Source organism: Streptosporangium sp. NPDC049248 (assembly GCF_040678965.1).
GTDB lineage: Bacteria > Actinomycetota > Actinomycetes > Streptosporangiales > Streptosporangiaceae > Streptosporangium > Streptosporangium fukuiense.
Genome location: NZ_JBFAQY010000045.1, coordinates 14,975 through 38,565, shown reverse-complemented (window position 1 = coordinate 38,565; position 23,591 = coordinate 14,975). Strand labels below are relative to the sequence as shown.

The following is a 23,591-nucleotide window of genomic DNA, read 5'->3' as shown; positions in this document are numbered from 1 at the left end:
TTGAGGTCGGGGAGAAACTGCTGTATAAGATTAGCCTTGCCTAACTAAGGTAAACCTAACCATAGAGGAGCGAGCGTGCGCTACACCGGACCGAAGGTGCGCCTGTCCCGCCGGGCGGGCGTGCCGCTGACCCGCAAGGCCGTCCGATATTTCGAGGAGCGCCCCTACCCGCCGGGTGAGCACGGTCGCAAGACCAACCGGCGGCAGACCGGTGACTACGGGTTGCGATTGATGGAGAAGCAGAAGCTGCGCTGGTACTACGACGTCTCCGAGCGCCAGATGCGCCGCTACTGGGACCTGGCGCTGCGCGGCGGTGGCCGTGCGGGCGCCGAGCTGGTGGTGCTGCTGGAGACGCGGCTGGCCTCCCTGGTGCTACGTTCCGGCCTCGCCCCGTCCATCTACGCGGCCCGCCAGTACGTCGCCCACGGTCACATCACCGTGGACGGCCGCAAGGTCGACATTCCCAGCTACCTGGTCAGGCCGGGCCAGGTCGTCGCGGTGCGTGAGAAGTCACGCCGGATGCAACCCTTCGTCGCCGCCTCCGAGGGTGTGTACGCGGACGACAGGGTCGCCGCCTATCTCGGGGTCGACCACGCCGAGCTTCGGTTCACCCTGCTGAGTCGCCCGCTGCGCGAGCAGGTCGTGGTCCCGGTGGACGAACAGCTCGTGGTGGAGTTCTACTCGCGCTGACCTGACGTCTGTCAGCGGCGTCGGCCCGCCACCTTCCGGGTGGCGGGCTTTCTCGCGCCGTTGGCACCCGCGCCGTTGGCACCCGTACCGTTGCCTCTCGCGCCGTTGCTCCCCGCGCCGTCGCCTCCCGGCCTGCCGTTCGCGGCCGTACCCGGACCGCTGCCGCGCGCCGCGGGGATCTGCTCTCGCAGCTCCCGCACCTCGGCCCGGAGCGCGGCCAACTCGGCGAGCACCGTTCTGCCCAACTCCGCGGTCGCCTGCACGGACTCCTCGGCGTGCTCCTCCTCCATCGCGCTGACCACCACCGCGATGAACAGGTTCAGCACCACGAACGTGCACACCAGCATGAACGCCACGAAGAACACCCACGCCTCCGGGTGCTCGTCCATCACCTCGCGGGTGATGTCGGACCAGGCGTCCCCGGTCATCATCTGGAACAGGGTGAACAGCGAGGTGGGCAGGTCACCGAAATACTCGGGAGCGGTGGCGTGGTAGAGCTTCGTGCCCATCACCGCCGCGACGTAGAGCACCAGTCCCAGCAGCAGCACGATCGAGGTCATCCCCGGCACCGCGGTGAGCAGCGCGGTCACCACCCTGCGCAGGCTCGGCACCACGGAGATCAGCCGTAGCGCCCGCAGGATCCGCAGCGCCCGCAGCACCGAGAGCCCGCCCGCGGTGGGCAGCAGCGAGGCCGTCACGATCGCGGCGTCGAACAGGTTCCACGGGTTGCGGAAGAACCGCGGGCCCTGGGCGTAGAGCTTGACGGCCAGTTCGGCGACGAAGATGTAGAGCGCCAGATGGTCGATCACGGTGAGCACCGTGCCGTACCGCTCGACGGCCGTGGCCGAGGTCTCCAGCCCGAGTGTAGCCGCATTGATCACGATGACGGTGGTGATGAAGTGCTGGAAACGGGATGTTTCCAGCACGGCGCGGAGACGCTCGCGCGTCGGCACGGGTGGCTCCTGAGGGGATCGGATGGCCGAGGACAAGCCAAGATCGTAACGCGTTGACGGCGGTCCGGTTCCGCCAGGGGAGCCGGGCCGGGTCAGTGCGGGACGCTCGGTGACCTGACGCAGTAGTCACCGATGCCGGACTCCAGGAGCTCGAAGGCGCGCTCGGCCTGCCGCCGCAGGTCAGGGGCGATGTCGTCGAGGCTCTCGCCCGCGAGCATGCGCTGGACGGCGTGGGCCGTCAGCCCGCGCAGCACCGCGCAGATCTGGGCGGCGGCGAACGTGGGAGTGAGGTCGTCGGGGTCGGCGTCGGCCTCGTCGGCGAGCGTTCTGGCCAGGACCTGCTCGCGTGCCTCGTTCATCTTCCTGATCCGGGCGTTGAGTGAGGGGCTCTCGGCGATCATCCGGGTGAAGGCGTCGCTGCCCTCGTGGAAGCCGTAGCGGTGGTGCCGGGTGTCGAGCGCGTCGAGAAAGTCGCGGCGCAGTGCGCCCAGTGCGCTCTCTCCCGGCCCGCGCTCCCGCACCACCCGGCTCGGCAGCTCCTCCACCTCCTGCCGCCGGTCGAAGAGCAGGTCCTCCTTGGTGCCGAAGTAGTTGAAGACCGTGTTGACCGACACGTCGGCGGCCCTGGCGACCTCGGCCACCGTCACGCTGTCGAAGCCTCGCGTCATGAACAGCCCGGTGGCGATGTCGGAGATGCGCTCCCTGGTCTCCCGCTTCTTGCGCTCACGCAGGCCCTCGCTCATGAGGTCATCCTATGGGGTCGGGTGAATTTTGCAGTGACACCAAATTTGGTGTTACTTTACGAATGGAGGCGATCAAATGATCAAGACATCAGCTCTGAGCAAGACCTTCCCCGGCGGTGTCGAGGCCGTCCGGGGCGTCGACCTGACGGTGGAGACCGGGGAGATCGTCGGGTTCCTCGGTCCCAACGGCGCGGGAAAGACGACCACGATGCGCATGCTGACCACACTGCTCCGTCCTACCGGGGGCAGTGCCACGGTCGCCGGGCACGACCTGATCACCGATCCGAAGGGCGTGCGGCGGAGCATCGGCTACGTGTCCCAGAGCGGCGGGATCGCCCCGGCGAACCCGGTGGGGGAGGAGTTGGAACTCCACGCGATGCTCTACGGCATGCGCCCGGCCGAGGCGCGGGACCGGGTCGCCGAGGTGCTCGGCCGACTCGGGCTGACCGCGCTGCGGGAGCGGCCGGGCGGGGCTCTCTCCGGTGGCCAGCGCCGCCGGTTCGACCTCGCGTTCGGGCTGGTCCACAACCCGTCACTGCTCTTCCTCGACGAGCCCACCACGGGCCTGGACCCGCAGAGCCGGGCCGCTCTCTGGGACCGGATCAGGGACCTGCGCGACGGTGCCGGCCTCACGGTCTTCCTGACCACGCACTATCTCGAAGAGGCGGACACGCTCGCCGACCGTCTGTTCGTCATCGACCACGGTGTGATCGTCGCCGAGGGCACCCCGGCCGAGCTCAAGGGGGGCACCGGCACCCTCGACGACGTCTTCCTGTCCATCACCGGCCGCTCTCTGAGAGACGATCCGCCGGGCGGTGAAGTGCCCGGTGGTTCCCGGCCGGCAGGCGTAACGGCTTTCGAAGCCCGGGTCGCCGACGGAACGACCGAGGGGCCGGGCGCGGCGGGTGAGGAGCGGTGAACGGCTTGACGGGCATCGTCCGTGACACCTGGCTGATCTTCCGGCACAACGTCCGGATCTCCCTGCGGCAGAAGGCGGGAATCGTCTTCGGGGTCCTGCAACCCCTGCTCTACCTGGTGCTGTTCGGCCCGCTGTTCGCCACGATCGGCACCTGGGAGACGCTGATCCCCGGCCTGCTGGTCCAGGTCGGGCTGTTCAGCGCGGGTCTGTCCGGCTTCGGCATCGTCTTCGACGCCCAGGCCGGCGTGCTGGACCGGTTGCGGGTCACCCCGGCACACCGCGTCTCGTTGCTGCTCGGCCGGGTGCTGGCCGGCTCGCTCACCCTGCTGATCCAGTCGATCACGCTGATCGCGGTGGGTTACGCGTTCGGTCTGCGCGCGACGCTCCCCGGAGTGCTGCTCGCGCTCGCCCTGATGGCGCTGCTCGGGGTCGGCCTGGCCGCGCTCTCCAACGCGATCGCGCTCGTCATGGATCCCGACGCGTTCGCGCCGGTCATGAGTACGGCGGTGGTCCCGCTGGTCCTGCTGTCCGGTGCGTTCCTGCCGATGTCGATGGCGCCCGGCTGGCTGGACGCGCTGTCACGCCTCACGCCGTTCCGCTACGTGCTGGAGGCCATACGCGAGCTGTTCGTCGGCCGCTACGCGACGATGACCGTGGTCGCGGGCGTCGCCGTGACCGCGGTCCTCTCCGTGGTCTGTGTCCTGGTGGGCACCCGCGTCTTCAACCGCGAGAACGCCTGACCGCCGAGACCGCCGGATACCGCGCCGACCGCGCCTTCCGGTCCTCCGCCACGGACCCGGGCCTGGCGGCACGCGCCGCGCCCCCGGCCCGCCCCGGCACACGACGACCTTCGGGGATCAGGCCGGGGGGCCGTACGGCTCGATCCTCGGATCGGCGTAGGGGCCCTCGCCCGCCGTGGGGTCGACGCGGCGGGCCGCGGCCTCGGTCACCCGCAGCCCGTACAGGCCCTGATCGGGATCGATGGGCACCAGGCCGTAGCCGGTGTCGACCTCCTCCGCCGGCAGCCCCAGGTGCCGCATGGCCTGCGCGAGCGTCGCGTCGGGCGGGAGCCGTACGGTAATCAGAAGCATGACCTCACGGTACGCGTTCGGCGCGGCGCCGCAACGAGGCGAGGATCCCGGGAGTGTCGACGGCGCCGTAGGCGTGGCCGGTCAGAGGCGAGGGGAGAGGCGGAAGACGCGCAGTTCGCGGTCGGCCGCCCGCTCGGTGTAGCGGTCGTAGACCGGCCAGGCACCGACCAGCCGCGCCCAGGCGTCGGCCCGTTCGTCGCCTGTCAACAGGCGGCCGGTGACCGGTGACACCTGGCCCCGGAAGCTCACCGTGGCCTCCGGGGTCGCGATGAGATTGCCACTCCAGGCGGGGTGGTTCGGGCGGCCGAAGTTGGAGCCGACCAGCAGGAAGCCGCCGTCCTCCTCGGGCAGGCAGGAGACCGGCGCGACGCGCGGCTCGCCGCTTTTGCTGCCGGTCGTGGTGAGGATGAGGGTGGGCAGCATCTGGTCGCTCAGCACGACCCTGCCCCGGGTCAGGCGGTGCGCGGCCCGGTCCATTCTGGGCACGATCCCGGGCGCGATCCTGGCGAAGGCGTCCGTCGCCGACAGCCACTGGACGAACGGCCTGAGCATCCCGATGAGGCGTCGGCGCACAGCGATCTCGCAATCTCTCGCCCCGATCCGGCGTGCGCCCCACCGTAAGGCGTAGCAAGCGCTAGGTCAACCTTCGGGCCCGGGCGTCCGGCACCAGGACGCCCGAGCCCGGTGTTCGCGGCCTCTTCGTGAGCCAGGCATGGCTCGGCCGCCCGTGAGACCCCCTGACGAAAGGCCGGCCGGGGGACCGTACGGAATTCTCGGGTTCTCCTTCTCCGGCGGCTCCAGATACCGCCTGGCCTGCGTGAGCGTCGCGTCGGGCAGCCGTACGGCGATCAGGAGCCTGACCTCACAGCGCGCGTTCGGCGCGGCGTCGCAGCGAGGCGAGGATCCCGGCGGCGTCGACGACGCCGTAGCCGTGATCGTGGTCGAAGCCGATGTCGCTCCGGTCGTCGGCGGTGCGCCGGAGCAGGGTGCGCAGCTGGGCGGGGGACAGGCGGGAGGAGGGCCACCGGGTGCGCACGGCCGCGACCAGGCCGGCGGTGACGGGGCACGCGGCCGAGGTGCCCGAGTCCGCCTCGTCGTCGCCGAAGGCCCGGGAGCCGGAGAAGTGGGTGTAGGCGCACAGGTCCGGCTTGCGGGCGACAAGGCGGCCCGGCCCCTGAGAGGAGTAGCCGACCCGCTCGCCGCGGGTGTCGACGCCGCCGATCGACAGGGCGCGCGGGTGGGAGTTGGCGCCGGTGATCGGCCGGTCCGGGTACGCGCACCGGCCGTCGGGGCAGTCGCGCCCGCAGTTCCCCGCGGCGAACAACACGTCGGCGCCCGCCCGCTCCAGGCTGGAGACGATCAGGTTGAACGGGTGGGCCGGGTTGTCGGAGTAGTTGCCGGGGTGGCCGACGGGGAAGTCCCAGCTGGGAGAGAAGGAGCCCCAGCTGTTGCTGACGACCAGGGACCGCGAAGCGGCGGGCTGGGCCTCCAGGACGGTGCGCAGGTGGGCGAAGGCCGCCACCGCGTCCGACAGCAGGCCGTCCAGGGCCGAGCCACCGGGGCGCCGGGAGAGCAGCACGGGCACGTCGATCAGTGACGCCTTCGGGGCGGCGATGAGCGCGTCGAAGGCGCACATCGTGCCGTGGTCGACAGGGAACTCACCCGCCCTGCCCTGCACCCCCGACGGTTTCCAGCTGCGCCGCCCGTCGACGGTGACGTCGCGGCCGAGGTGCCGGGCGACGTGCGCGGAGTTGATTCCGGTGTCGAGCACCGCGAGCGCGACGCCCGAGCCGTCGAGGCCGTCACCGGCCAGCTCGGTGACGTGGAGCAGTCGCTCCACGTCACGCCAGTCGCCCACCGGGGGCGTGCCGCCGCAGGTGAGGCCCCGCTCGATCGTCGGGTCGGCGAAGACCCCCACGACGTCGGGGCGGAGCGTGGGCAGCAGGGTGATCCGGGTGGACAGCTCGTCGTCGGAGATCTCCCCGCGGACCAGGACGGAGGCCTCGTCGGCGGCGAAGGAGAACGTCAGCGGCTGGTTGAGCGAGAGAGGATCGCCTCCGGCGCCGGGCACCGGGCGGGGTACGACGACGGGCGAGAAGGAGGGGTCCACGACGACCCCCGGCAGCGGGTCGGCGACGTCGGCCGCCGCCGTGCTCACCGCGGGGTCGGCGACGGCCGCGACGACGTCGGGGGAGGGGCGGAGCTGGAGCAGGACTCGCATGTGCACCACCGGGAGTCGGGGGATCGGATCCCACCACATTCCTGCATCCACCTGGAGCGCGTCCAGCCGCTGAAATCACCTTCTATCAGGCTCCAAGCCACTTAACCGGTGCAAACGGTGAGCCTGGATTTCCTTCCCTGAGCGGGTGCCGGTCACTAGCGTTGGACGGCATGACCGCAGCGGCGGAGACGACGCCAACCTCCCATTCCGATGTCCGGCACACGCACTGGCTGGGTACCCGTCCCAGACTGATCGTGGCCAGTGGTTTCATGCTCTTCCTGGAACTGGCCCTGATCCGGTGGACCGGGTCGAACATCGTTCATCTGAGTTACTTCACCAACTTCGTCCTGCTGGGGTCCTTCCTCGGTATCGGGCTCGGCTTCCTGCGGGTGGGGCGCAGCACCCGGCAGCCCTACTACTCGCCGATCGTGCTGGCGGTCCTGGTCCTGGTCGTGCTGCTCTTCCCGGTGACCGTGGACCGCCAGACCGAGGGCGTCCTGTACTGGACGAGCCTGAGCGCCAGCGGCCCGCCGCCCTGGCTGATCCTGCCCGTGATCTTCGCCGCGGCGGCGATCGTGCTGATGGGCCCGGCCGAACTGGTCGGACGGTGTTTCCCCGAACTCGAACGGCTGGAGGCCTACCGCTACGACCTGATCGGCAGCCTCAGCGGCATCGGGCTGTTCACCGCGCTGTCGTTCCTCAGCGCACCCCCGGTGGTGTGGGGGACGATCACCGCGATCGCCTACGCGGTGCTGCTCCGGCCCCGCAGGGTCTGGGCCCGGGTGGCGCTGCTGGTCCCGTCACTGGTCATCGTCGGTGCCCTCGCGACGGAGACGCTGACGGCGGGAGCGCTGTGGTCGCCCTACTACAAGGTGACCTACGTGCGCGGCTACTGGAACGACGTGCCGCTGATGAACATCGACGTCAACGGCATCCCGCACCAGCAGGCCACCCCGGCGAAAAGCCGTCTGGAGTGGGAGCGCCAATACGCCCTGCCGTACGAGCGGGCCGCCTCCGGCAGGCTGGACGACGTGCTGATCGTGGGTGCGGGCAGCGGCACCGACGTGTCGATCGCGCTGTCCAAGGGCGCCAAGCACGTGGACGCGGTGGAGATCGACCCCAAGCTGCTCGAACTCGGCCGCTCCTACCACCCGGACAGGCCCTACGACGACCCCCGGGTCACCACCCACGTCACCGACGGCCGCGCCTTCCTGGAAAGGACGTCCGGCAAGTACGACCTGATCCTCTTCGCGCTGCCCGACTCGCTCACCCTGGTCTCCGGGGCGAGTTCGCTGCGACTGGAGAGCTACCTGTTCACCCAGCAGGCGATGGAGGCGGCCAGGGACCACCTCAAGCCGGGCGGCGCCTTCTCGATGTACAACTACTACCGCGAGACCTGGCTGGTCGACCGCCTCGGCGCGACCATGCAGGCCGCCTTCGGCCACAAGCCCTGCGTCGACATCGTCAGCGAGACCGGGCAGCAGGCGGTGATCACCGCGGGCCTCACCACCGAGGCGCAGGCGTGCGGCACCGAGTGGGCGGGGGCGACCGCCGACACTCCGCCACCGAGCGGTGACGACCGGCCCTTCCTCTACCTGAAGGACCGGACGATCCCGCAGATCTACCTCATCACCCTCGGGCTGATCCTGCTCGTCAGCCTGTTCGCGGTCCGCGCCGTCGCCGGTCCGTACCGCCGGATGCGCCCGTACGCCGACCTCTTCCTGCTCGGCGTGGCGTTCCTGCTGCTGGAGACCAAGAGCGTCACCGGGTTCGCGCTGCTGTTCGGCACCACCTGGGTGGTGAACGCGATCGTGTTCGGCGGGGTGCTGATCGCCGTGCTCGCCGCGGTGGAGGTGACCCGCCGCTTCAGGGTGCCGTCGCTGCCCGTGATGTACGGTGTGCTGCTCGCCGGGCTGGTCCTGGCCTGGCTGGTGCCCAACTCCTGGCTGCTGGGCCTGCCGCTGCCGCTGCGCGCGGTGGTCGCCGTGGTCGTGGCGTTCCTGCCGATCTTCGCGGCCAACGTGGTCTTCGCCAAGCGCTTCGCCGACTCCGCCGACGCCACCGTGTCCTTCGGCGCCAACCTGCTGGGCGCGATGGTCGGCGGCTGCCTGGAGTATCTGGCGCTGGTCATCGGCTACCAGGCACTGCTGATCGTGGCGGGCCTGGTCTATCTCGGCGCCTTCGCCCTGCTGCCCAGGACCGCCAGGACCGTCGGGGCCGGTTGAGCCGGGGACGCGACGGCCCCGGAAGAGCACGGGGTCGAGGAAGAAGCACGGCCCGTCCTCCTCTCCGAGGAGGACGGGCCGCCGCGCGCGGGGTGGTCGCCGGACCGGTCAGAACCCGCAGGCCTCGTCCAGCGACTGGGCGGACTTGCCGTTCTGGGTGGGGGTCTGGCTCGGCTGGACCGTCGTGCTCCTGGAGGGCTTGGGCGTGGCGGTGGGCGTCGCGCCGCTCGCGCCGGGGGAGGCGGTCACCCCCGCGGCCTGGGGGCGGCGGGCGGGCCGCACCGACTGGCGCAGTGTCTTGGCGGTCGCGGCACGGATCTTCTGCCAGTCCGGTGAGCCGGTGTAGAACTCCGGCGGCACGAACTGGAGGCTGACGATCCTGGCGTCCTTGACCTTCAGCCCCAGTTCGGTGATGTGCTCAAGCAACTCGCGGGGAATGTCGGTCTTGGCGGACTTCTTGGCCACACTTGCGATCTTGGCGAAGTTGGTGAGCACCACCGAGGGGGTGGCCTGCTGGGCGAAGGCGCCGATGACGCAGCGCTGGCGGGCCATCCGGGAGAAGTCGTCACTGCCGACGCGGGAGCGCCCGTACCAGAGCGCCTCCTCGCCGGAGAGCTTCTGGTATCCGGCCTTGATGGTCCCGGCGGTGCCGTAGAGGCCGCCCCACGGGACATCGCGCTCCACCTTGATCTTCAGGCCGCCGATGGCGTCGACCAGGTGGGCGAAACCGAACATGTTCACCAGGGCGTAGTAGTCGATCTTCAGGTTGAGCGTGTAGCCGATGGCGTCCATGAGCGCCGCGGGGCCTCGCTGCCCCGTCTTCTTGCCGGGTACGACCTCGGGGTGGTCCTCGGCGTACTGCCAGACCTCGTTGAGCAGGCCGCCGTTCGGCAACTCGCGCATGAAGCCGTTGGGGAACTGCTTGGCGAGCGCGGTGCCCGGGGTGAAGCGGACGTGCTGGAGGTTACGGGGAAGGCTGAACATGGCGGTGTTGCCGGTCGCGACGTGCACGCTGGCCACGTTCATGCTGTCGGTCCGCACGCCTTCCCGGTTCCCGGCCCCGTCGCCGCCGATGAGCAGGAAGTTCACCCGATCGCGCCCGCCCCACGGATCCTCGTGCTTGACCGGGGCGGCGGTGGGATTGCCCGCGTTGCTCTCGAAGATGGTGTTGGCGGCCTCCTTGAGGGTCAGCACGGTGCTCGCGGTCAGCGCGAACGGCGCCATCACCGACACGCACAGCACGCCCACCGCGATGCCCGACACGATCTGTCCCCGGCCGCTGAGCCTTTCCGGCCCCAGGGAGATGTAGGAGAAGAGCACCAGCAGGAACCAGGCGAGCGCGCCGGCGATGGCCAGGGCCGCCCCGGTCATCAGCGTGCTGTCCCGGGCGACGAAGCCCGTGTTCCCGTCGCTGCTGATGACGAGCCCGCCGACCAGAGCGGCGAGCAGCAGCGCACCGAAGATCGTTAGCAGAATGTATCCGACGCGGCGGCGTCCCGACCGCAGGTGCGCCGCGCCGGGGAGGATCACCGACAGCGCGGTCCAGCCGATCAGCGCGCCGACCGTCAGCGGCCTGGCGAAGCGGGGCCGTCCCCCGGCCGGGCGGGACGGTCCGGCGGGCCCCGAGGCGGCCCCGGCCTGCGGGAGGGGCGTCCCCTGCCCGTCGGAGAGGCCTCGCGTGCCGGGCTGAGTGCCGGGCTGAGCCGGTGGGGGGAGCGTCCCCCGCCCGTCGGGAGCGTCCTGGGGACCGTCGGACACGTTGTGGACCTGGGGCGCGGGAGGGGGAGGCTGCGTTTCGGCCGGACCCTGCGCGCCGCCGTGGCTCGCACCGGAGCCCGCACCGGGACCCCCGCCGCGGCTCCCGCCGCGGCGCCGGGGGCGCCGTTTCCCGCTTTCGCCGGCGAGATCCCCCGAGTCTTGCCCAAGGTGCATCGTCACACCGCTTCCTACTACGTTTTGCCCCGGTCCACCTGGCAAAACAGCCAAGGCTCCCCGATTGAACGGAATTTGCCAGGATTCTAGTCCCCATACCTGGACACGACAGACAGATGACCAATCTACGGTAAATGGCCCCTTAACCTATGACGCCAGTACGGGGTCGGTGCCGGCCGGGTATCACCGCCACGCCCCGCGCTTCTCCCTGCCGGTGCGGACGCCGGTCGTCGCTCGCCGGAAAGCCGTGGTCACGGGGGTGCCGGGAGGTCGGGGCGGGGCTCACCGGGCCGGTGCGGTGAAGGCCGAGGACGGTCCCGGGCCGCCCTCGCGGGCCGTCCAACCCCGCGTCGGAGGGGGTCCGCCCGCCGGCCGCCAAGCTGTCTCCCCGCGAACCCGGGCCCCGATGCGCGCTACCGGCCGGGACCTTTGCCGAATTTGGGGCGTAAGCATACTGATTTATCATCCGTCACGGATGTCGCTGCGTTCGATTACATTCCGAAATCAGCCGAGGTGATCTCCGCGATGTGCCGGACCGATCCGGGGCTCGTGACCTAGCTTCGAGGCATGAATCTGCAGCAGCTCCGCTATGTGGTCGCGACGGCGGAGCATCGCACCATGACCGACGCGGCCAGATCGCTGTACATCGCGCAACCCGCGCTCTCCCGTGCGATCAGGGATCTGGAACGAGAGCTCGGCATGACGTTGTTCGCGCGTTCCGGACGTGGCGTGGTCGTCACGGCACAGGGGCGCCGGGTGGTCAAGCTGGCCAGGGAGGCACTCGATGCCGTTCGCGAGATCGAGGCACTGTCCACGCACGGCCACACCTCCGAGGCGGAGCTCCGCATCGCCTCGATACCCAGCCTCGAACCAGGGCTGGCCGGACGCCTTCTCCCCGCGTACACCGCGGAACATCCCGGGGTACGCATTCAGATTGTCCGCTGTGACGGACGGGACGGCGTGGTGAGCGCCATCAGGGACCAGCGGGCCGACCTCGGCCTGACGGACCTGCCCGTCCCCACCGATCTGGTCAGCCACCCGCTGGAGCGCCAGGAGATCGTGCTGATCTCCCCGCCCGGCGTGGACCTGCCCGACCCGGTGCCGGTGAGGAGACTCAACGGCATGCGTCTGGTGCTGCCGGTCCCCGGCAGCACCCGGCGCAGGGAGTTCGACGCGCTCTTCGCCAAGCACGGTGTGGCCCCCGTGGCGGCGACGCAGCTCGACGAGCGCGGCAACTGGCTGAACACCGTCCGTTCGGGTACGGCCTCGATGCTCTGGTACCGGGGGATGGCCGAGCAGGCCGCCCGCGCCGGACTCGTGGTCCGCACCCTCGATCCCTCGGTCCGCCGGGTGATCGCCATCGTTCACGCGCGACGGCGGCTGCCCGCCATCGCCCAGGAGTTCCTGTCCGTGGCCGAAAGTGGGTCGGCCGCGTAGGAGCCCCGAGGCTCGTCAGTTTTCCAAGTTTCCCCCAGAGGCGGCGCAGGTGGGAGCGCCGTCCTCTCCGACACCGGGCTATAGGCTCGGTCTCGATGACTACTCTGCACCTGCGAGGCCGTGAGTTCCGGCCCGGTGAGTTCGCGATCATGGCGGTGGTCAACCGCACCCCCGACTCCTTCTTCGACCGGGGAAGGACCTACGGTTTCGCGGCGGCCCTGGAGGCGGTGGACGGTGCCGTCGCCGGCGGCGCGGACATCGTCGACATCGGCGGTGTCAAGGCGGGTCCCGGTGACGAGGTCGACCCCGCGGAGGAGATCCGCAGGGTGGCCGACCTGGTCGCCGAGGTCAGGCGGCGCCACCCCCGGCTGGTCATCAGCGTCGACACCTGGCGTGCGGAGGTCGGCGAGGTCGTCGCGGAGGCGGGCGCCGACCTGCTCAACGACACCTGGGGCGGGGTCGACCCCAACCTGGCCTCCGTCGCGGCCAAGCACGGCATCGGCCTGGTCTGCGCGCACGCGGGACGGGTCGCCCCCCGCACCCGCCCGCACCGTGTCGCCTACGCCGACGTGGTCGCCGACGTCATCGGCTACACCGTCGACCTCGCCGAACGCGCCGTCGCCGCGGGAGTTTCCAGGGAGTCGATCCTCATCGACCCGGCGCACGACTTCGGCAAGAACACCTGGCACTCCCTGGAGATCAGCCGCCGCCTGGACGAGATGGTCGCCACCGGCTGGCCGGTGCTCGTCGCGGTCTCCAACAAGGACTTCGTCGGTGAGACCCTCGGCGGGCTCCCGGTGGACGAGCGCCACGCGGGGACCATGGCCACGCTGGCGGTCTCCGCCTGGCAGGGCGCCCGGGTGTTCCGGGTCCACGACGCCGCGTCCGCCCGCGCGGCCCTGGCCACCGTCGCCGGGCTCCGGCGATGACGCCGGCGCGTCAGGAGTAGATGACGGACAGGAAGCGGATCAGGACCGCCTCCCGGCGGTCGGCGGGGAGGGCGTCCAGGACAGCGTTGACCACGGCCATCTCCGGCTGGCCGGAACCGCCCAGATCCACCCCGACCGAGGCCGCCAGCTCGCCGAAGGTCTCGTCGTCCAGCGTGTCCAGGTCCAGTTCCGCGATCAGTTCCACCAGCCCCTCGGGCAACCGTGCGGGGCCGCGCCCGCGGGCCGCCTCCGCCGCCTCCGCGATCACCTCCAGCATCGCCTCGACACCCCGCAGGGTCACCCCGGTCACCGTGATGTGGATGTTGGCCGGGATACCCGCGTACGACAGCTGCGGTTGCAGGAACCACCCCCGCTTCCTGGCCTCGTCGGACAGCACGAACACGTCCACCTCGTCCGAGCCGAAGGCGACCAGCGCGGACTCGGGGTCGCCGAGCACCCGTAGCCCCGGGATCTTCGCGATGCCCTCGCGGAGCGTGCGGGCCGCCGCCAGGGTGGTGCGGCCGAGTTCCAGGTAGCCCTCCCTGCCCAGGGCCTGGAAGGTGGCCCACGCGCCGCCCAGCGGGCCGGCGGACTTCGAGCTCTGCACCGTGGCGTTGATCACCGTGTAGCCGGGCCACGACGCCGAGGCGAAGTACGCCCGGCGCCGCAGCGCCGGGTCGGCGAACAGCACGACCGACGCGCCCTTGGGGGAGTAGCCGAACTTGTGCAGGTCGCACGAGAGCGAGGTGACCCCGGGAACCGACAGGTCGAAGGGCGGAACATTCGCCCCGGCCTCGCGCAGCCACGGCAGCAGCCACCCGCCCACGCAGGCGTCCACGTGACACGGCACGCCGCGCGCGGCGGCGATCGCGGCTATCTCGGAGATCGGGTCGATCACGCCCTGGGGGTAGGACGGAGCCGAGGCGACCACCAGGACGGTGTCCTCGCCGATCGCGGCCTCGACGGCCGCGGGGGAGGCCCGGAAGGTCACCGGGTCCACCGGCACCGCGTCCACCACGACCCCCAGGTAGTGCGCGGCCTTGTGGAAGGCCGGGTGCGCGGTCACCGGGACCGCCATCCGGGGGCGGCCCGCGGTCTTCCCGGAGTCCCGGGCCGCCTTCACCGCCAGCATGATCGATTCGGTGCCGCCGCTGGTGAAGATGCCCCAACCTCCGCCGAGCAGCTCGGCGACCGCGCCGACGACCTGCTTCTCCATCTCCACGACGCTGGGGAACGCCGTCGGGTCGAGGGTGTTGACCTCGAGCATCTCGAAGTAGGCCCTGGCGGCGGCCTCGTGCACCTCGGGGCGCCCGGTGTCGTAGACGTACGCGGTCACCTTGCCGCCGCGCACCGGCAGGTCGTCCCGTCTGAGGCGGGTGATCTCGGCGAGCAGTTCCTCGGTGCTGCGGCCCTTGTCAGGCAGGCTCATCGGTCTCCTCGGGGGACGGCTCGCACGGCTCGCGTGCCGGAAGGGACGCGGCCCGCAGAGGCCGCAGGGGAATACCCCAGGATCATACGGATCGTGGCGCCGGGCTCTCGCCCCGCGGGCGCGCCGGAAGGTGTCAGGGAGGTGAGCCGGGCAGGGCGGCGGCACGATGGATCATCCGGTGCAGGTGGATACGGAACCGCCGCAGCGCGTCGGGGTCCTCGGGACCCTGACGGTCGCCGTTCTCGTCGAGCACCCCGCCCTGGCAGAAGCCGTGCACGGACCAGACCATCGACCAGAAGACGTACTCCAGGTCGACGTCGGGGCCGAGGTGCCTCGCCTCGACGGTGGGGGTGATCACACTCTGGACGTAGGAGACCTGTGGCCGGATGTACCTCCGTTCCAGCTCGGTGAGGTCGCTGGCGTCCGACAGCGCCCTGTGCATCCACAGCGAGGGGAACTCCGGATGGGCCAGGCAGAAGTCGAGGTAGTGGTCGGCGATCCGGTGGATCAGCAGTGCCGTCTGCTCGGGGGTCGCGGTGGAGGCGCCGGTCAGTACCTCCTCCAGCGACGCCCGCTCGGCCCGGTAGGTGCGCTCCATGATCTCCAGATAGAGCTCCCGCTTGCCGCCGAACTCCTCGGTGAGGGCCTCGACGCTCAGCCCGGCGGCCTCGGCGATCTGGCTTGTGGTCGTGCTGTCGTATCCCAGGGCGGCGAACAGGCTGGTCGCGACCCGCAGGATCGGCTCTCGCCCGCTGCCGTCACCGGAAGTCATGAATGCGACGTTAGATCCTGATCGATCACCTGACCAAGGAGGCGATCGACAATCCTTGGTCAAGATAGCGGAAGTCGTACGACCGCCCGCAGACCCGGTGCGGCGTCCTCCAGACGGACCGCGCCGCCGTGGGCGTGCACCGTCTCGCGCACGATCGCCAGGCCGAGACCGGCCCCGCCCTCGTCGCGGCTGCGCGCGCTGTCCAGCCGGGTGAACCGGTCGAACACCCGCTCCCGGTCGAGCTCGGGAATGCCGGGCCCGTCGTCGGTGACGGTCAGCACGGCGTCGGCTCCCTCGTCCCGCAACTCGACCAGCACAACGGTGCGGGTGTGCCGCAGCGCGTTGTCGACCAGGTTGACCAGCACCCGTCCCAGATCCAGTGCGTCCCCCGTCGTCACCATCGGGCCGTCGCCGATCCGCACGGTGACGGCCTGGCCGTACCGCTCGACGGTCTGCTGGACCAGCTGGTCCAGCTCCACCGGCTCGCTGCGCGCCGGTGTGCCGCCGCGCTCGTCCAGGCGGGCCAGCGCGAGCAGGTCCTCGGCCAGCCGGGACAGGCGCATGGTGTCCTCCAGCACGCCCTCGGCCGTCTCCTGCCAGTCCTGCCCTTCGGGATGGCCGAGCGCCACCTCCAGCTGGAGCCGGATGCTCGCCAGCGGGCTGCGCAGCTCGTGCGCCGCGTCGGAGACCAGGGCCCGTTGCCGGATGTCCGCCTTCTCCAGCCGGGCCAGCATCGCGTTCAGCGTCGTGGCCAGGCTGTGCACCTCGTCGCGCGCCTCGGGCACCGGCAGGCGATGGGAGCGGGCGGTGTCGGTGATCTCCTCCGCGCCCCGGCGCAGTGCCGCGATCGGCCGCAGGGTCCCGCCGATGATCACCCAGCTGACCCCGGCGAGCAGGATCAGCAGCAGCGGTGTGCCGACGAGCAGCACGTGCCCGGCCGTGGAGATGCTGGTCTGCACCTCGCTGAAGGGGCGCGCCGCGATCACCGTCCTTCCCCGGTCGGCGCTGAGCACCCGGACTCGCAGCACGTGCGGGATGCCGTACGGCTTTCCGTCCAGGAAGCGCGCCTCGGCCGCGCCGATCGCCTCGGCACGGCCGGCGGTGTTCAGCAGCGGCACCAGCCTGTCGGTGCCGGCGGTGGTGTGGGTGATCCGCCCGGTACCGTCGACCACCTGCAGGAGCGTGCCGTCCGGCGAGGTCATCTCGTTGGGCAGCCGCTCGGCGTCGGCCAGCGAGACCGCCTCCCTGGCCCGCTGGTAGATCGAGTCGTCGATGGTGCTCAGCAGCGCGTTGCGGAGCACGCCGATCATCACGTACGCCGAGACCACGAGTGCCACCGCCAGCACGGCCGAGGCGACCGCGGTCAGCCGGAAGCGCAGGCTCCGGCGCCGCCACAGGCCGACCGCGCGACCCCTTCCCCCCGGGGTCGCGCCGGTCGCCGGGGGCGGTTCGGCCGGGGGAGCCGGGCGGGGCCGGGGCGCGGGATCAGCCGCCATGTCAGCCGCCACGTCAGCCGCCATCGCCGGCCAGCCGATACCCCGCTCCCCGCACCGTCTGCAGCGCGTTCCTGGAGAACGGCACGTCGATCTTGCGCCGCAGGTAGCCGACATAGACCTCGACCACGTTGGGGTCGGTGTCGAAGGTGTCCCAGACGTGCTCCAGGATCTCCGTCTTGGAGACCACCTCGTCGTGGTGGCGGATCAGGAACTCCAGCAGCGCGAACTCCCTGGGCGTCAGCTCCACCGGTGTCTCGCCCCTGGTGACGCGCCGCCGCGCCGGATCCAGTGCCAGGTCCCCGGCCCTCAGCACGGACGGGCGCCGGTGCGCGCCGCGCCGCAGCAGCGCCCTCAGCCTGGCCACCAGCACCACGTACGAGAACGGCTTGGTCAGGTAGTCGTCGGCGCCGAGGTCGAGCCCGTCGGCCATGTCGTACTCGCCGTCCTTGGCGGACAGCATCAGGATCGGCACCCAGTTCTCCTCCGCCCGCAGCTGCTTGCAGACGTTGTAGCCGGAGATCCTGGGCAACATGATGTCCAGCACCACCACGTCGTACTCGCCGTGCCTGGCCTGGTGGAGGCCGTCCTCCCCGTCGTGCGCGAGGTCGACCACGAACCCCTCGGCCTGCAAACCCCGCCGCAGGGCCGCGGCCATCCGCCGCTCGTCCTCCACGACGAGAACCCGCATGATCCACCCCTTCTCCCACCTTGGACGCTCCCATCCTCGACCACCCGGCCTGAGAGGTGGCTGAGAATCCTGTGAGCCCTCTCAGTCTGTCTCAGCCTCGGCACAGGAGCCGTCCCGCAGGCTGCTGTTCACAGGCACCGACGGCATAGCGTGGAGGAATGAGATGTCAGAACGAGCGAGACGTGGACGTGCGGTGAGGTGGGCCGTGCCGGCCGCCACGATCGCGCTGATCGCCGGAGCCATCGGAGCCGGTCCGGTCATCGCCGCCGTCCAGGGGGATCCCGTCCTGCCCGAGCGTACCGCCGAGCAACTGCTCGCGAGCGCGGCCCAGGCAGGCCGGGCCGGGTTGAAACCCATGTCGGGCACCGTCATGCAGACCGCCTCACTCGGGCTGCCCGGACTGCCGGAGGTGCCGGGCATGGGCGGGTCCTCGCCCGTCGCCCTGCTCTCGGGCTCGCACGAGCTCAAGGTCTGGTACGGAGGGGCGGACAAGGTCCGCTTCGCCCTTCCCGGCCGGATGAGCGAGACCGACCTGATCACCAACGGCGACCAGGTCTGGCTGTGGCAGAGCGACGAGAACAAGGCCACCCGGGTCAAGGCCGGGAGCGGGAAACAGGGCGAGGAGGCGGCCCGCGCCCATGAGGCGCTGCCCACGGCGACCACGCCGCAGCAGCTCGCCCAGCAGTTGCTGCGGCGGGTCGGTGCCGACACGGTGGTCAGCGTGAGCAACACCGAGAAGGTCGCCGACCGCGCGGCCTACCAGCTCGCGTTCGCCCCCAAGGACCCCTCGTCCCTGGTCAAGGAGGTCAAGCTGGCGCTGGACGGGGAGACCCTGGTCCCGCTGCGGGTCCAGGTCTACGCCAGGAGCGCGGCCGAGCCCGCCTTCGAGGTCGGCTTCACCTCGGTCACCTTCTCCCCGCCCGCCGCGGAGAACTTCGCCTTCACCCCGCCCGCGGGCGCCAAGGTCGAGGAGACGTCGCTCGCCGAGCTCCTCAAGGAGCGGCGGCCGGAGCCGGGCGAGGGCTTCGAGAACGCGGAGAAGCTCAGGGGTGAGGTCGGCACCGTCGGCGAGGGCTGGACCACGGTCGCGGTGATCCCCGTCTCCGAGCAGGAACTCACCGGCCAGGGATCTGGCCAGGGCGAGGGCCCCTCGGGAGCGGGCATCGGCGCGATCGGCGACGCCCTGTTGAAGTCGGCCAAGCCGATTAGCGGGACCTGGGGCAGTGGCAAGGTCATCCAGACCAAGCTGATCTCCGCGCTGCTGACCGACGACGGCCGCCTGCTGGTCGGCGCCGTCACCCCGGAGAAACTGTCCGAGGCGGCCGGTCGGAAATGAGCCGGACGCCGACAGACGCCGGGCTCGCGGTGGACGTCCCCGGATCCCGCGGCGGGGATCCGGGGGGCGGTGCCCGGGGAGAGGCGCCCGGCGCGGAGCTCTCCATCGTCACCAGCGGGCTGACCAAGCGGTTCGGGAGCGGGCAGGTGGCCGTGGACGCCCTCGATCTCGCGGTGCCCAGCGGGTCGGTGTTCGGCTTCCTGGGCCCCAACGGCTCGGGCAAGACCACCACCATCCGCATGCTGCTCGGCCTGGTGGCGCCGACGGCGGGCGAGTGGCGGCTGCTCGGCGCGCCGATGCCCGGCGGGGTGGGCGGCGTGCTGTCGAGGGTGGGGGCGCTGGTCGAGGGGCCGGCCTTCTACCCCTACCTGTCGGGTGAGGCGAACCTGCGCCGCTACGACGCCGCCGACCCGTCGGCCGACCCGCGCACCGTCTCGGCCAGGATCGGGCTCGCGCTGGAACGGGTGGGCCTGGCCGCCGCGGCGGGCAAGCGCTACCGGGCCTACTCGCTCGGCATGCGCCAGCGGCTGGCCATCGCCGCCACCCTGCTCGGTCCCAGGGAACTGCTGATCCTCGACGAGCCGACCAACGGGCTGGACCCGCAGGGCACCCGCGAGGTGCGCGGCCTGGTCAAGGAGATCGCCGCCGAGGGGACCACCGTCTTCGTCTCCTCCCACCTGCTGGCCGAGGTGGAGCAGATGTGCTCCCACGTCGCGGTCATGCGGGCCGGACGGCTGGTCGCGCAGGGGCCCATCGCCGACCTGCGGGCATCGGAGACGGTCAGGATCCGGGTGGAGACCCCCGACGTCGAGGAGGCGGCGGCGGTGCTCGCCGGGCTCGGCCTGCCGGAGATCCGTCTCGGTGACGGCGACGTCAGCGCGGCGCTGGGAGCGGGCCTGCCGGAGCGGGTGTGCGCCGCCCTGGTCACCGGGGGCGTCGCCGTCCGCGGCCTGGCCGTCCAGCGGCCCACCCTTGAGGACGTGTTCGTGGGCCTGACCGGGGAGGGATTCGATGTCGACGGTTAGCGGAAGGGAAGCCGTGTCCATCGGGAACGTCGCACGCGCCGTCCCCGGCCATGATCCGGCCCTGCCGGCGGGGCAGGCCACGGCCGGGCGCCCGATTCCCCCGCCGCGGGCGGTGAGCGCCCCCAGGGCGTGGCTGCGGCTGCTCGGCTCGGAGATCGGCCTGACGTTCCGGCGGCCCAGAAACCTCGCCATGCTCGGGGTGCTCACCGTGATCCCGGTGCTGATCGGCATCGCGCTGCGGATGTTCGCCGGGACCGGCGGGGACGGGGCCGGCGCTCCGGTGATCTTCGAGCGGATCACCGGGAACGGGTTGTTCCTCACCTTCGCCGCGCTCTCGCTGCTGGTGCAGTTGATGCTGCCGGTCTGCGTCGCGGTCGTCGCCGGGGACTCGATCGCGGGGGAGGCGGGCATCGGCACGTTGCGCTACCTGCTCGCGGCCCCGGCGGGCCGGACCCGCCTGCTGGCGGTCAAGTACGTGTGCGTGGTCGTCTTCTGCCTGGCCGCCGTCACCGCGGTGGCGCTGTCCGCGCTCCTGGTCGGCCTGCTGCTGTTCCCGGCGGGCCCGATCACGTTGCTGTCGGGAGGGACGATCCCCTTCCTCGACGGGGTGCTGCGGATCGGTGTCGTCGTGCTGTACGTCACCGCAGGCATGGCGGCCCTGGCCGCCGTCGCGCTGGCCCTGTCGACCCTGACCGAGGTGTCCGTCGGAGCCATCGCCTCGACCGTGGTCATCGTCATCGCGGCCCAGGTCCTGCGAGCCGTTCCGCAGCTGTCCGTGCTCCAGCCGTACCTGCTCACCGAGTGGTGGAGCGGCTTCGACGGCGTGCTGCGGGACCCGGTGGCCACCGGTGACATGGGGCAGGGCCTGCTGGTCTTCGCCGCCTACGCCGCCGTCTTCTGCTCCATCGCCTGGGCCCGCTTCACCGGCAAGGACATCACCGCCTGAACTCCGGCTCCGGCGGGGCCGGGCCTGCTCTGGCGCATGAACGCGGGACGGCCCCGGAAAGGACCTTTCCGGGGCCGTCCCGTGGAATCAGGAGGCGCGGCCGCCACGGCGCAGGCCGAGGGCGCCGACCACGGTCCCGACGAGCCCGAGCACCAGGCCGGCCCCGCCGAGCAGGCGGGCGGTTCCGTCCGAGCTCTCGGACGCGGAGGCGGCGGGGGCCACCGACGGTGTGGTCGGCGCGGCCGCGGCCGACGGCGCCGTGGAGGTGGCGGTGCCGTGACCGTCCCCCTCGGCGGAGGCGGGGGTGAGCTTCAGCACCGGGGCCGGACGCTCGGCCTCGGAACCGTCGGCCTTGGGCTCGTCCGCCCACTTGACGACCTCGCCACCGGTGTAGGTCTGGGTGGTGGGGAAGACGAGCTGGTCGGTGTCGGTGGGCAGCTTGCCCATGGACACCTCGAACTCCTGGAACTGGCCGGGGTCGATCTTTCCGCCCGACCAGACGACCTTCGTGACCGCCTCGGTGAGCTCGCCGTACTCGGTGGTGACCGGCTTGGGCAGCTTGCCCTCGATCACCTCGACCTTCCAGCCGGGTACCGGCTTGACCGAGACGAACGCCAGCGGGTGGTCGACGGGGAAGGTCACCTCCAGCTTGTTCGTGGAGGCGTCGTCACGCTCGTTCGGGACCCGGAAGGCGACCTTGGTGAAGCCACCCTGCTGGGCGCTGCTGGGATTGATGGTGACGTGCGCGAGAACGGGCAGGGCGAGACCGAGGGTGAGAGCGGCGACACCGGCGGTGACGGTGGCCAGACGGCGGGCATGGGAAAGCGGCATGGGGGTTCTCCACTTCGGGATTTCAGGATTTCGGGGGCGGGTCAGGCGGCGGGGAGTGGAGGGCCGCGCCGGCTGACGGAGTGACGGAGAACGGCACGCGCGAGGACGGGCGTGACCGGGGTGCGGGCGGAACGCGGCGGGGCCGCGGCCACGGCCGGGAGCCGTAGCAGCCGGAACATCGCGCCGAGGCGGTGCCGGGCCGAGCGGAGCAGCGCCCACAGGGCGGTCTCGCCGCGGGCCAGCCACCATCCGGTGACCAGCGTCGCGGTGAGGTGCGCGACGAGCATGCCGAGACTCTCGCCCAGCCCCCTGACATGCGGGTGCGGGGCCACTGGAATCCCGGTGGCGTCACCGAGGAGGAACAACTCGTGCAAGGACAGCTGCAGGACGGACAGCACGGTGCTGATCGCCGCGGTGGACCGCTCGCGCCCGGCGAGCAGCACGCTCACCGCCATGACCGCGGCTCCGCCGCCCGCCACCGCCCACGGCTCCGGGCCGGAACCGCCCGCGACCACGTGGCCGAGGGCGGCGAGCGTCACGCAGACGGCCGAGAAGGCGGCCGCGCGCATGAGGCGTAGCGGGAGGTGGGCGCGCATGGTGCCCCATATGTTCTCATGCCGCTGAGGTGTCTGCCGTTTTAAGATTTTTGTCGCTATGGTTGCCGCGATCCTGACAGATCCTTCAATCCGAGGTGGTAGGGATGCGGCACGTTTCCGGGGTGCTTGTCGGGTTGGTCATGGCGGCGGTGCTGCTCTTCGGCGCCGGTTGGGCGGTGCAGGAGGCGGGGGTGGGGCCGGCGCCCCTTGCCGCGGAGAGCGGCTCGAGGATCTGGATCGCCCTCGGGGTGATGGCCGCGATCGGCCTCCTGGTCGGCCTGGTGGTCGCCGGCCGTGTCTCCCCGCTGGCCACCTTCGTTCCGTCGATGGTGCTGCTCGCCTGGACCGTGGTCTACGCCCTGGACGTCCGCCGCGCCATGGGCCTGGTTCCCGACGACCCCACCTTCCACCAGCTGCTCCTGCAGGCGGGACGCGGCATGGGACTGCTGCTGACCACCGGTGTCTACGCCCTCCTCGGCGTCCTGCTGTTCCTGCCGGTACTGATGCCCTCCCGCTGGGCCCCGCGGTTCCGGGACGAGGAGGAGTACGAGGAGTCTGGCGAGCAGGACTACCGCTGAGCTTCCGGCCACCGGCCTTCCCGGGGATCAGGCGGAGTAAAGGCGGGCGACCACGTCCTCCAAGGAGACCTCCCCGGGGGCGGTGGCGCGCAGGCCGTCGAGGGTGCCGTCGAAGGCCAGGCTGCCGTGGTCGATCAGCATGACGCGGCGGCATAGCCTCTCGATGTCGCCCAGGTCGTGGGTGGTGAGCAGGACGGTGGTGCCGCGCTCGGCGTTGAGGCGGAGCAGGAAGTCGCGCATGGCGGCCTTGCTGACCACGTCCAGGCCGATCGTGGGCTCGTCGAGCACCAGCACGACGGGGTCGTGCAGGAGCGCGGCGGTGATGTCGCCGCGCATGCGCTGGCCGAGGCTGAGCTGGCGGACCGGAGTGCCCATGAAGCCGGCGAGGCCGAGGAGTTCGGTCAGCTCGGTCAGCCGCCGCCGGAAATCTTTCTGATCTACTTTGTAAAGATGTCGGACCAGTTCAAAACTGTCCCGCAGTGGCAGATCCCACCACAGGGTCGTCCGCTGACCGAACACCACCCTGGATCACGACCTTCCTGAGGGCGGTGCCCGTGGCCAGGGTTCCCAGGGCCAGTAGTGCCACCGCCCAGGCGAGCTGGAACCCTAGGGCTTCCAGGACGTCTCGCTTACCGAGGTAGAGGTCGGCGGGTACCTGCAGTACCTGCACCATGGCCGACCACGGGAGCGCCTCGGCCAGGGTGCCGAGCCGCCCGGGAAGAGGTTCAGTGGCAGGACCAAGCCGCTGAAGAAG

General features: G+C 71.2%; 22 protein-coding genes and 1 pseudogene. 10 read left to right on the top strand and 13 right to left on the bottom strand.

Annotated features, from left to right (window positions below; all coding sequences use genetic code 11):
* The first annotated feature begins 75 nt into the window (after window positions 1–75).
* Complete coding sequence (gene rpsD, locus AB0K21_RS42135; RefSeq protein ID WP_364158364.1) at window positions 76–690, top strand: 30S ribosomal protein S4; 615 nt, start codon at window positions 76–78, stop codon at window positions 688–690.
* 11 nt (window positions 691–701) lie between these two features.
* Here the strand turns inward: rpsD and AB0K21_RS42130 are convergent, their stop codons facing one another.
* Window positions 702–1,643: an ion transporter gene (locus AB0K21_RS42130; protein ID WP_343963133.1), complete on the bottom strand. Its 942-nt coding sequence runs from the start codon at window positions 1,641–1,643 to the stop codon at window positions 702–704.
* 92 nt (window positions 1,644–1,735) lie between these two features.
* Window positions 1,736–2,386 (bottom strand): TetR/AcrR family transcriptional regulator, encoded by a 651-nt coding sequence (locus AB0K21_RS42125; RefSeq protein WP_364158360.1) that lies wholly within the window; start codon window positions 2,384–2,386, stop codon window positions 1,736–1,738.
* Between the two features lie 76 nt (window positions 2,387–2,462).
* Between AB0K21_RS42125 and AB0K21_RS42120 the strand changes: the two genes are divergently transcribed.
* Window positions 2,463–3,305: an ATP-binding cassette domain-containing protein gene (locus AB0K21_RS42120; RefSeq protein ID WP_343963130.1), complete on the top strand. Its 843-nt coding sequence runs from the start codon at window positions 2,463–2,465 to the stop codon at window positions 3,303–3,305.
* On the top strand, window positions 3,302–4,045 hold the full coding sequence (locus AB0K21_RS42115) for an ABC transporter permease (RefSeq protein WP_343963129.1): 744 nt from the start codon (window positions 3,302–3,304) through the stop codon (window positions 4,043–4,045). The genes AB0K21_RS42120 and AB0K21_RS42115 overlap by 4 nt, the downstream gene beginning before the upstream one ends.
* Window positions 4,046–4,162: 117 nt before the next feature.
* On the opposite strand, the gene AB0K21_RS42110 is transcribed toward AB0K21_RS42115, so the two are convergent.
* From AB0K21_RS42110 to AB0K21_RS42100, 3 genes are all read right to left on the bottom strand, one after another.
* Window positions 4,163–4,396, bottom strand: a complete 234-nt coding sequence (locus tag AB0K21_RS42110) for a hypothetical protein (protein WP_343963128.1) — start codon at window positions 4,394–4,396, stop codon at window positions 4,163–4,165.
* A gap of 81 nt (window positions 4,397–4,477) precedes the next feature.
* The gene (locus AB0K21_RS42105) at window positions 4,478–4,969 is read right to left on the bottom strand and encodes a nitroreductase family deazaflavin-dependent oxidoreductase (RefSeq protein ID WP_343963126.1); all 492 of its coding nucleotides are present in this window, start codon (window positions 4,967–4,969) and stop codon (window positions 4,478–4,480) included.
* A 289-nt stretch (window positions 4,970–5,258) separates the two neighbouring features.
* Window positions 5,259–6,617 (bottom strand): S8 family serine peptidase, encoded by a 1,359-nt coding sequence (locus AB0K21_RS42100; RefSeq protein ID WP_364158355.1) that lies wholly within the window; start codon window positions 6,615–6,617, stop codon window positions 5,259–5,261.
* A gap of 170 nt (window positions 6,618–6,787) precedes the next feature.
* On the opposite strand from AB0K21_RS42100, the gene AB0K21_RS42095 reads away from it, so the two are divergent.
* Window positions 6,788–8,842, top strand: a complete 2,055-nt coding sequence (locus tag AB0K21_RS42095; RefSeq protein ID WP_343963122.1) for a spermidine synthase — start codon at window positions 6,788–6,790, stop codon at window positions 8,840–8,842.
* 108 nt (window positions 8,843–8,950) lie between these two features.
* On the opposite strand, the gene AB0K21_RS42090 is transcribed toward AB0K21_RS42095, so the two are convergent.
* Complete coding sequence (locus tag AB0K21_RS42090) at window positions 8,951–10,600, bottom strand: LCP family protein (protein ID WP_343963120.1); 1,650 nt, start codon at window positions 10,598–10,600, stop codon at window positions 8,951–8,953.
* Window positions 10,601–11,341: 741 nt separating this feature from the next.
* Here AB0K21_RS42090 and AB0K21_RS42085 point away from each other — a divergent pair.
* Together AB0K21_RS42085 and folP are read left to right on the top strand one after the other, a co-directional pair.
* A complete protein-coding gene (locus tag AB0K21_RS42085) occupies window positions 11,342–12,211 on the top strand; it encodes a LysR family transcriptional regulator (RefSeq protein WP_343963118.1) in 870 nt (289 codons plus the stop codon).
* Between the two features lie 95 nt (window positions 12,212–12,306).
* Window positions 12,307–13,140, top strand: a complete 834-nt coding sequence (gene folP / locus AB0K21_RS42080) for a dihydropteroate synthase (RefSeq protein ID WP_343963116.1) — start codon at window positions 12,307–12,309, stop codon at window positions 13,138–13,140.
* 10 nt (window positions 13,141–13,150) lie between these two features.
* Here the strand turns inward: folP and AB0K21_RS42075 are convergent, their stop codons facing one another.
* From AB0K21_RS42075 to AB0K21_RS42060, 4 genes are all read right to left on the bottom strand, one after another.
* On the bottom strand, window positions 13,151–14,569 hold the full coding sequence (locus tag AB0K21_RS42075; RefSeq protein WP_343963114.1) for an aspartate aminotransferase family protein: 1,419 nt from the start codon (window positions 14,567–14,569) through the stop codon (window positions 13,151–13,153).
* Window positions 14,570–14,702: 133 nt separating this feature from the next.
* Complete coding sequence (locus AB0K21_RS42070) at window positions 14,703–15,341, bottom strand: TetR/AcrR family transcriptional regulator (protein WP_343963112.1); 639 nt, start codon at window positions 15,339–15,341, stop codon at window positions 14,703–14,705.
* A 59-nt stretch (window positions 15,342–15,400) separates the two neighbouring features.
* Window positions 15,401–16,837, bottom strand: a complete 1,437-nt coding sequence (locus tag AB0K21_RS42065) for an ATP-binding protein (RefSeq protein WP_343963110.1) — start codon at window positions 16,835–16,837, stop codon at window positions 15,401–15,403.
* Window positions 16,838–16,850: 13 nt separating this feature from the next.
* Window positions 16,851–17,525 (bottom strand): response regulator transcription factor, encoded by a 675-nt coding sequence (locus tag AB0K21_RS42060; RefSeq protein ID WP_030909203.1) that lies wholly within the window; start codon window positions 17,523–17,525, stop codon window positions 16,851–16,853.
* A 193-nt stretch (window positions 17,526–17,718) separates the two neighbouring features.
* On the opposite strand from AB0K21_RS42060, the gene AB0K21_RS42055 reads away from it, so the two are divergent.
* From AB0K21_RS42055 to AB0K21_RS42045, 3 genes are read left to right on the top strand one after another with little or no spacing between them, the layout of a single operon-like run.
* Entirely contained in the window at window positions 17,719–18,861 is a 1,143-nt protein-coding gene (locus AB0K21_RS42055; RefSeq protein ID WP_343963109.1) for a DUF2092 domain-containing protein, read from the top strand.
* On the top strand, window positions 18,858–19,886 hold the full coding sequence (locus AB0K21_RS42050; protein WP_343963108.1) for an ABC transporter ATP-binding protein: 1,029 nt from the start codon (window positions 18,858–18,860) through the stop codon (window positions 19,884–19,886). The genes AB0K21_RS42055 and AB0K21_RS42050 overlap by 4 nt, the downstream gene beginning before the upstream one ends.
* Window positions 19,873–20,832, top strand: coding sequence for an ABC transporter permease (locus AB0K21_RS42045; protein WP_343963107.1), 960 nt, complete (start codon window positions 19,873–19,875; stop codon window positions 20,830–20,832). Before AB0K21_RS42050 ends, AB0K21_RS42045 begins: the two co-directional genes overlap by 14 nt.
* Before the next feature lie 87 nt (window positions 20,833–20,919).
* Here the strand turns inward: AB0K21_RS42045 and AB0K21_RS42040 are convergent, their stop codons facing one another.
* Together AB0K21_RS42040 and AB0K21_RS42035 are read right to left on the bottom strand one after the other, a co-directional pair.
* Entirely contained in the window at window positions 20,920–21,663 is a 744-nt protein-coding gene (locus tag AB0K21_RS42040; protein WP_343963106.1) for a YcnI family protein, read from the bottom strand.
* 41 nt (window positions 21,664–21,704) lie between these two features.
* Window positions 21,705–22,259, bottom strand: coding sequence for an MFS transporter (locus AB0K21_RS42035; RefSeq protein WP_343963105.1), 555 nt, complete (start codon window positions 22,257–22,259; stop codon window positions 21,705–21,707).
* Between the two features lie 104 nt (window positions 22,260–22,363).
* Here AB0K21_RS42035 and AB0K21_RS42030 point away from each other — a divergent pair, with 104 nt between their 5' ends.
* Window positions 22,364–22,837, top strand: coding sequence for a hypothetical protein (locus AB0K21_RS42030; protein ID WP_343963104.1), 474 nt, complete (start codon window positions 22,364–22,366; stop codon window positions 22,835–22,837).
* Between the two features lie 27 nt (window positions 22,838–22,864).
* On the opposite strand, the pseudogene AB0K21_RS42025 reads toward AB0K21_RS42030, so the two are convergent.
* Window positions 22,865–23,359: pseudogene (locus tag AB0K21_RS42025) on the bottom strand (ATP-binding cassette domain-containing protein); the annotation flags it as partial.
* Window positions 23,360–23,591 lie beyond the last annotated feature (232 nt).

Bases quoted from the DNA above. Each gene is read 5' to 3' on its own strand.
- AB0K21_RS42065 (WP_343963110.1), bottom strand. From the start codon at position 16,837: ATGGCGGCTGATCCCGCGCCCCGGCCCCGCCCGGCTCCCCCGGCCGAA.
- AB0K21_RS42050 (WP_343963108.1), top strand. From the start codon at position 18,858: ATGAGCCGGACGCCGACAGACGCCGGGCTCGCGGTGGACGTCCCCGGA.
- AB0K21_RS42120 (WP_343963130.1), top strand. From the start codon at position 2,463: ATGATCAAGACATCAGCTCTGAGCAAGACCTTCCCCGGCGGTGTCGAG.
- AB0K21_RS42125 (WP_364158360.1), bottom strand. From the start codon at position 2,386: ATGAGCGAGGGCCTGCGTGAGCGCAAGAAGCGGGAGACCAGGGAGCGC.
- AB0K21_RS42095 (WP_343963122.1), top strand. From the start codon at position 6,788: ATGACCGCAGCGGCGGAGACGACGCCAACCTCCCATTCCGATGTCCGG.
- AB0K21_RS42110 (WP_343963128.1), bottom strand. From the start codon at position 4,396: ATGCTTCTGATTACCGTACGGCTCCCGCCCGACGCGACGCTCGCGCAG.
- AB0K21_RS42040 (WP_343963106.1), bottom strand. From the start codon at position 21,663: ATGCCGCTTTCCCATGCCCGCCGTCTGGCCACCGTCACCGCCGGTGTC.
- AB0K21_RS42060 (WP_030909203.1), bottom strand. From the start codon at position 17,525: ATGCGGGTTCTCGTCGTGGAGGACGAGCGGCGGATGGCCGCGGCCCTG.
- AB0K21_RS42070 (WP_343963112.1), bottom strand. From the start codon at position 15,341: ATGACTTCCGGTGACGGCAGCGGGCGAGAGCCGATCCTGCGGGTCGCG.
- AB0K21_RS42075 (WP_343963114.1), bottom strand. From the start codon at position 14,569: ATGAGCCTGCCTGACAAGGGCCGCAGCACCGAGGAACTGCTCGCCGAG.
- AB0K21_RS42100 (WP_364158355.1), bottom strand. From the start codon at position 6,617: ATGCGAGTCCTGCTCCAGCTCCGCCCCTCCCCCGACGTCGTCGCGGCC.
- AB0K21_RS42035 (WP_343963105.1), bottom strand. From the start codon at position 22,259: ATGCGCGCCCACCTCCCGCTACGCCTCATGCGCGCGGCCGCCTTCTCG.
- folP (WP_343963116.1), top strand. From the start codon at position 12,307: ATGACTACTCTGCACCTGCGAGGCCGTGAGTTCCGGCCCGGTGAGTTC.
- AB0K21_RS42045 (WP_343963107.1), top strand. From the start codon at position 19,873: ATGTCGACGGTTAGCGGAAGGGAAGCCGTGTCCATCGGGAACGTCGCA.
- AB0K21_RS42030 (WP_343963104.1), top strand. From the start codon at position 22,364: ATGCGGCACGTTTCCGGGGTGCTTGTCGGGTTGGTCATGGCGGCGGTG.
- AB0K21_RS42085 (WP_343963118.1), top strand. From the start codon at position 11,342: ATGAATCTGCAGCAGCTCCGCTATGTGGTCGCGACGGCGGAGCATCGC.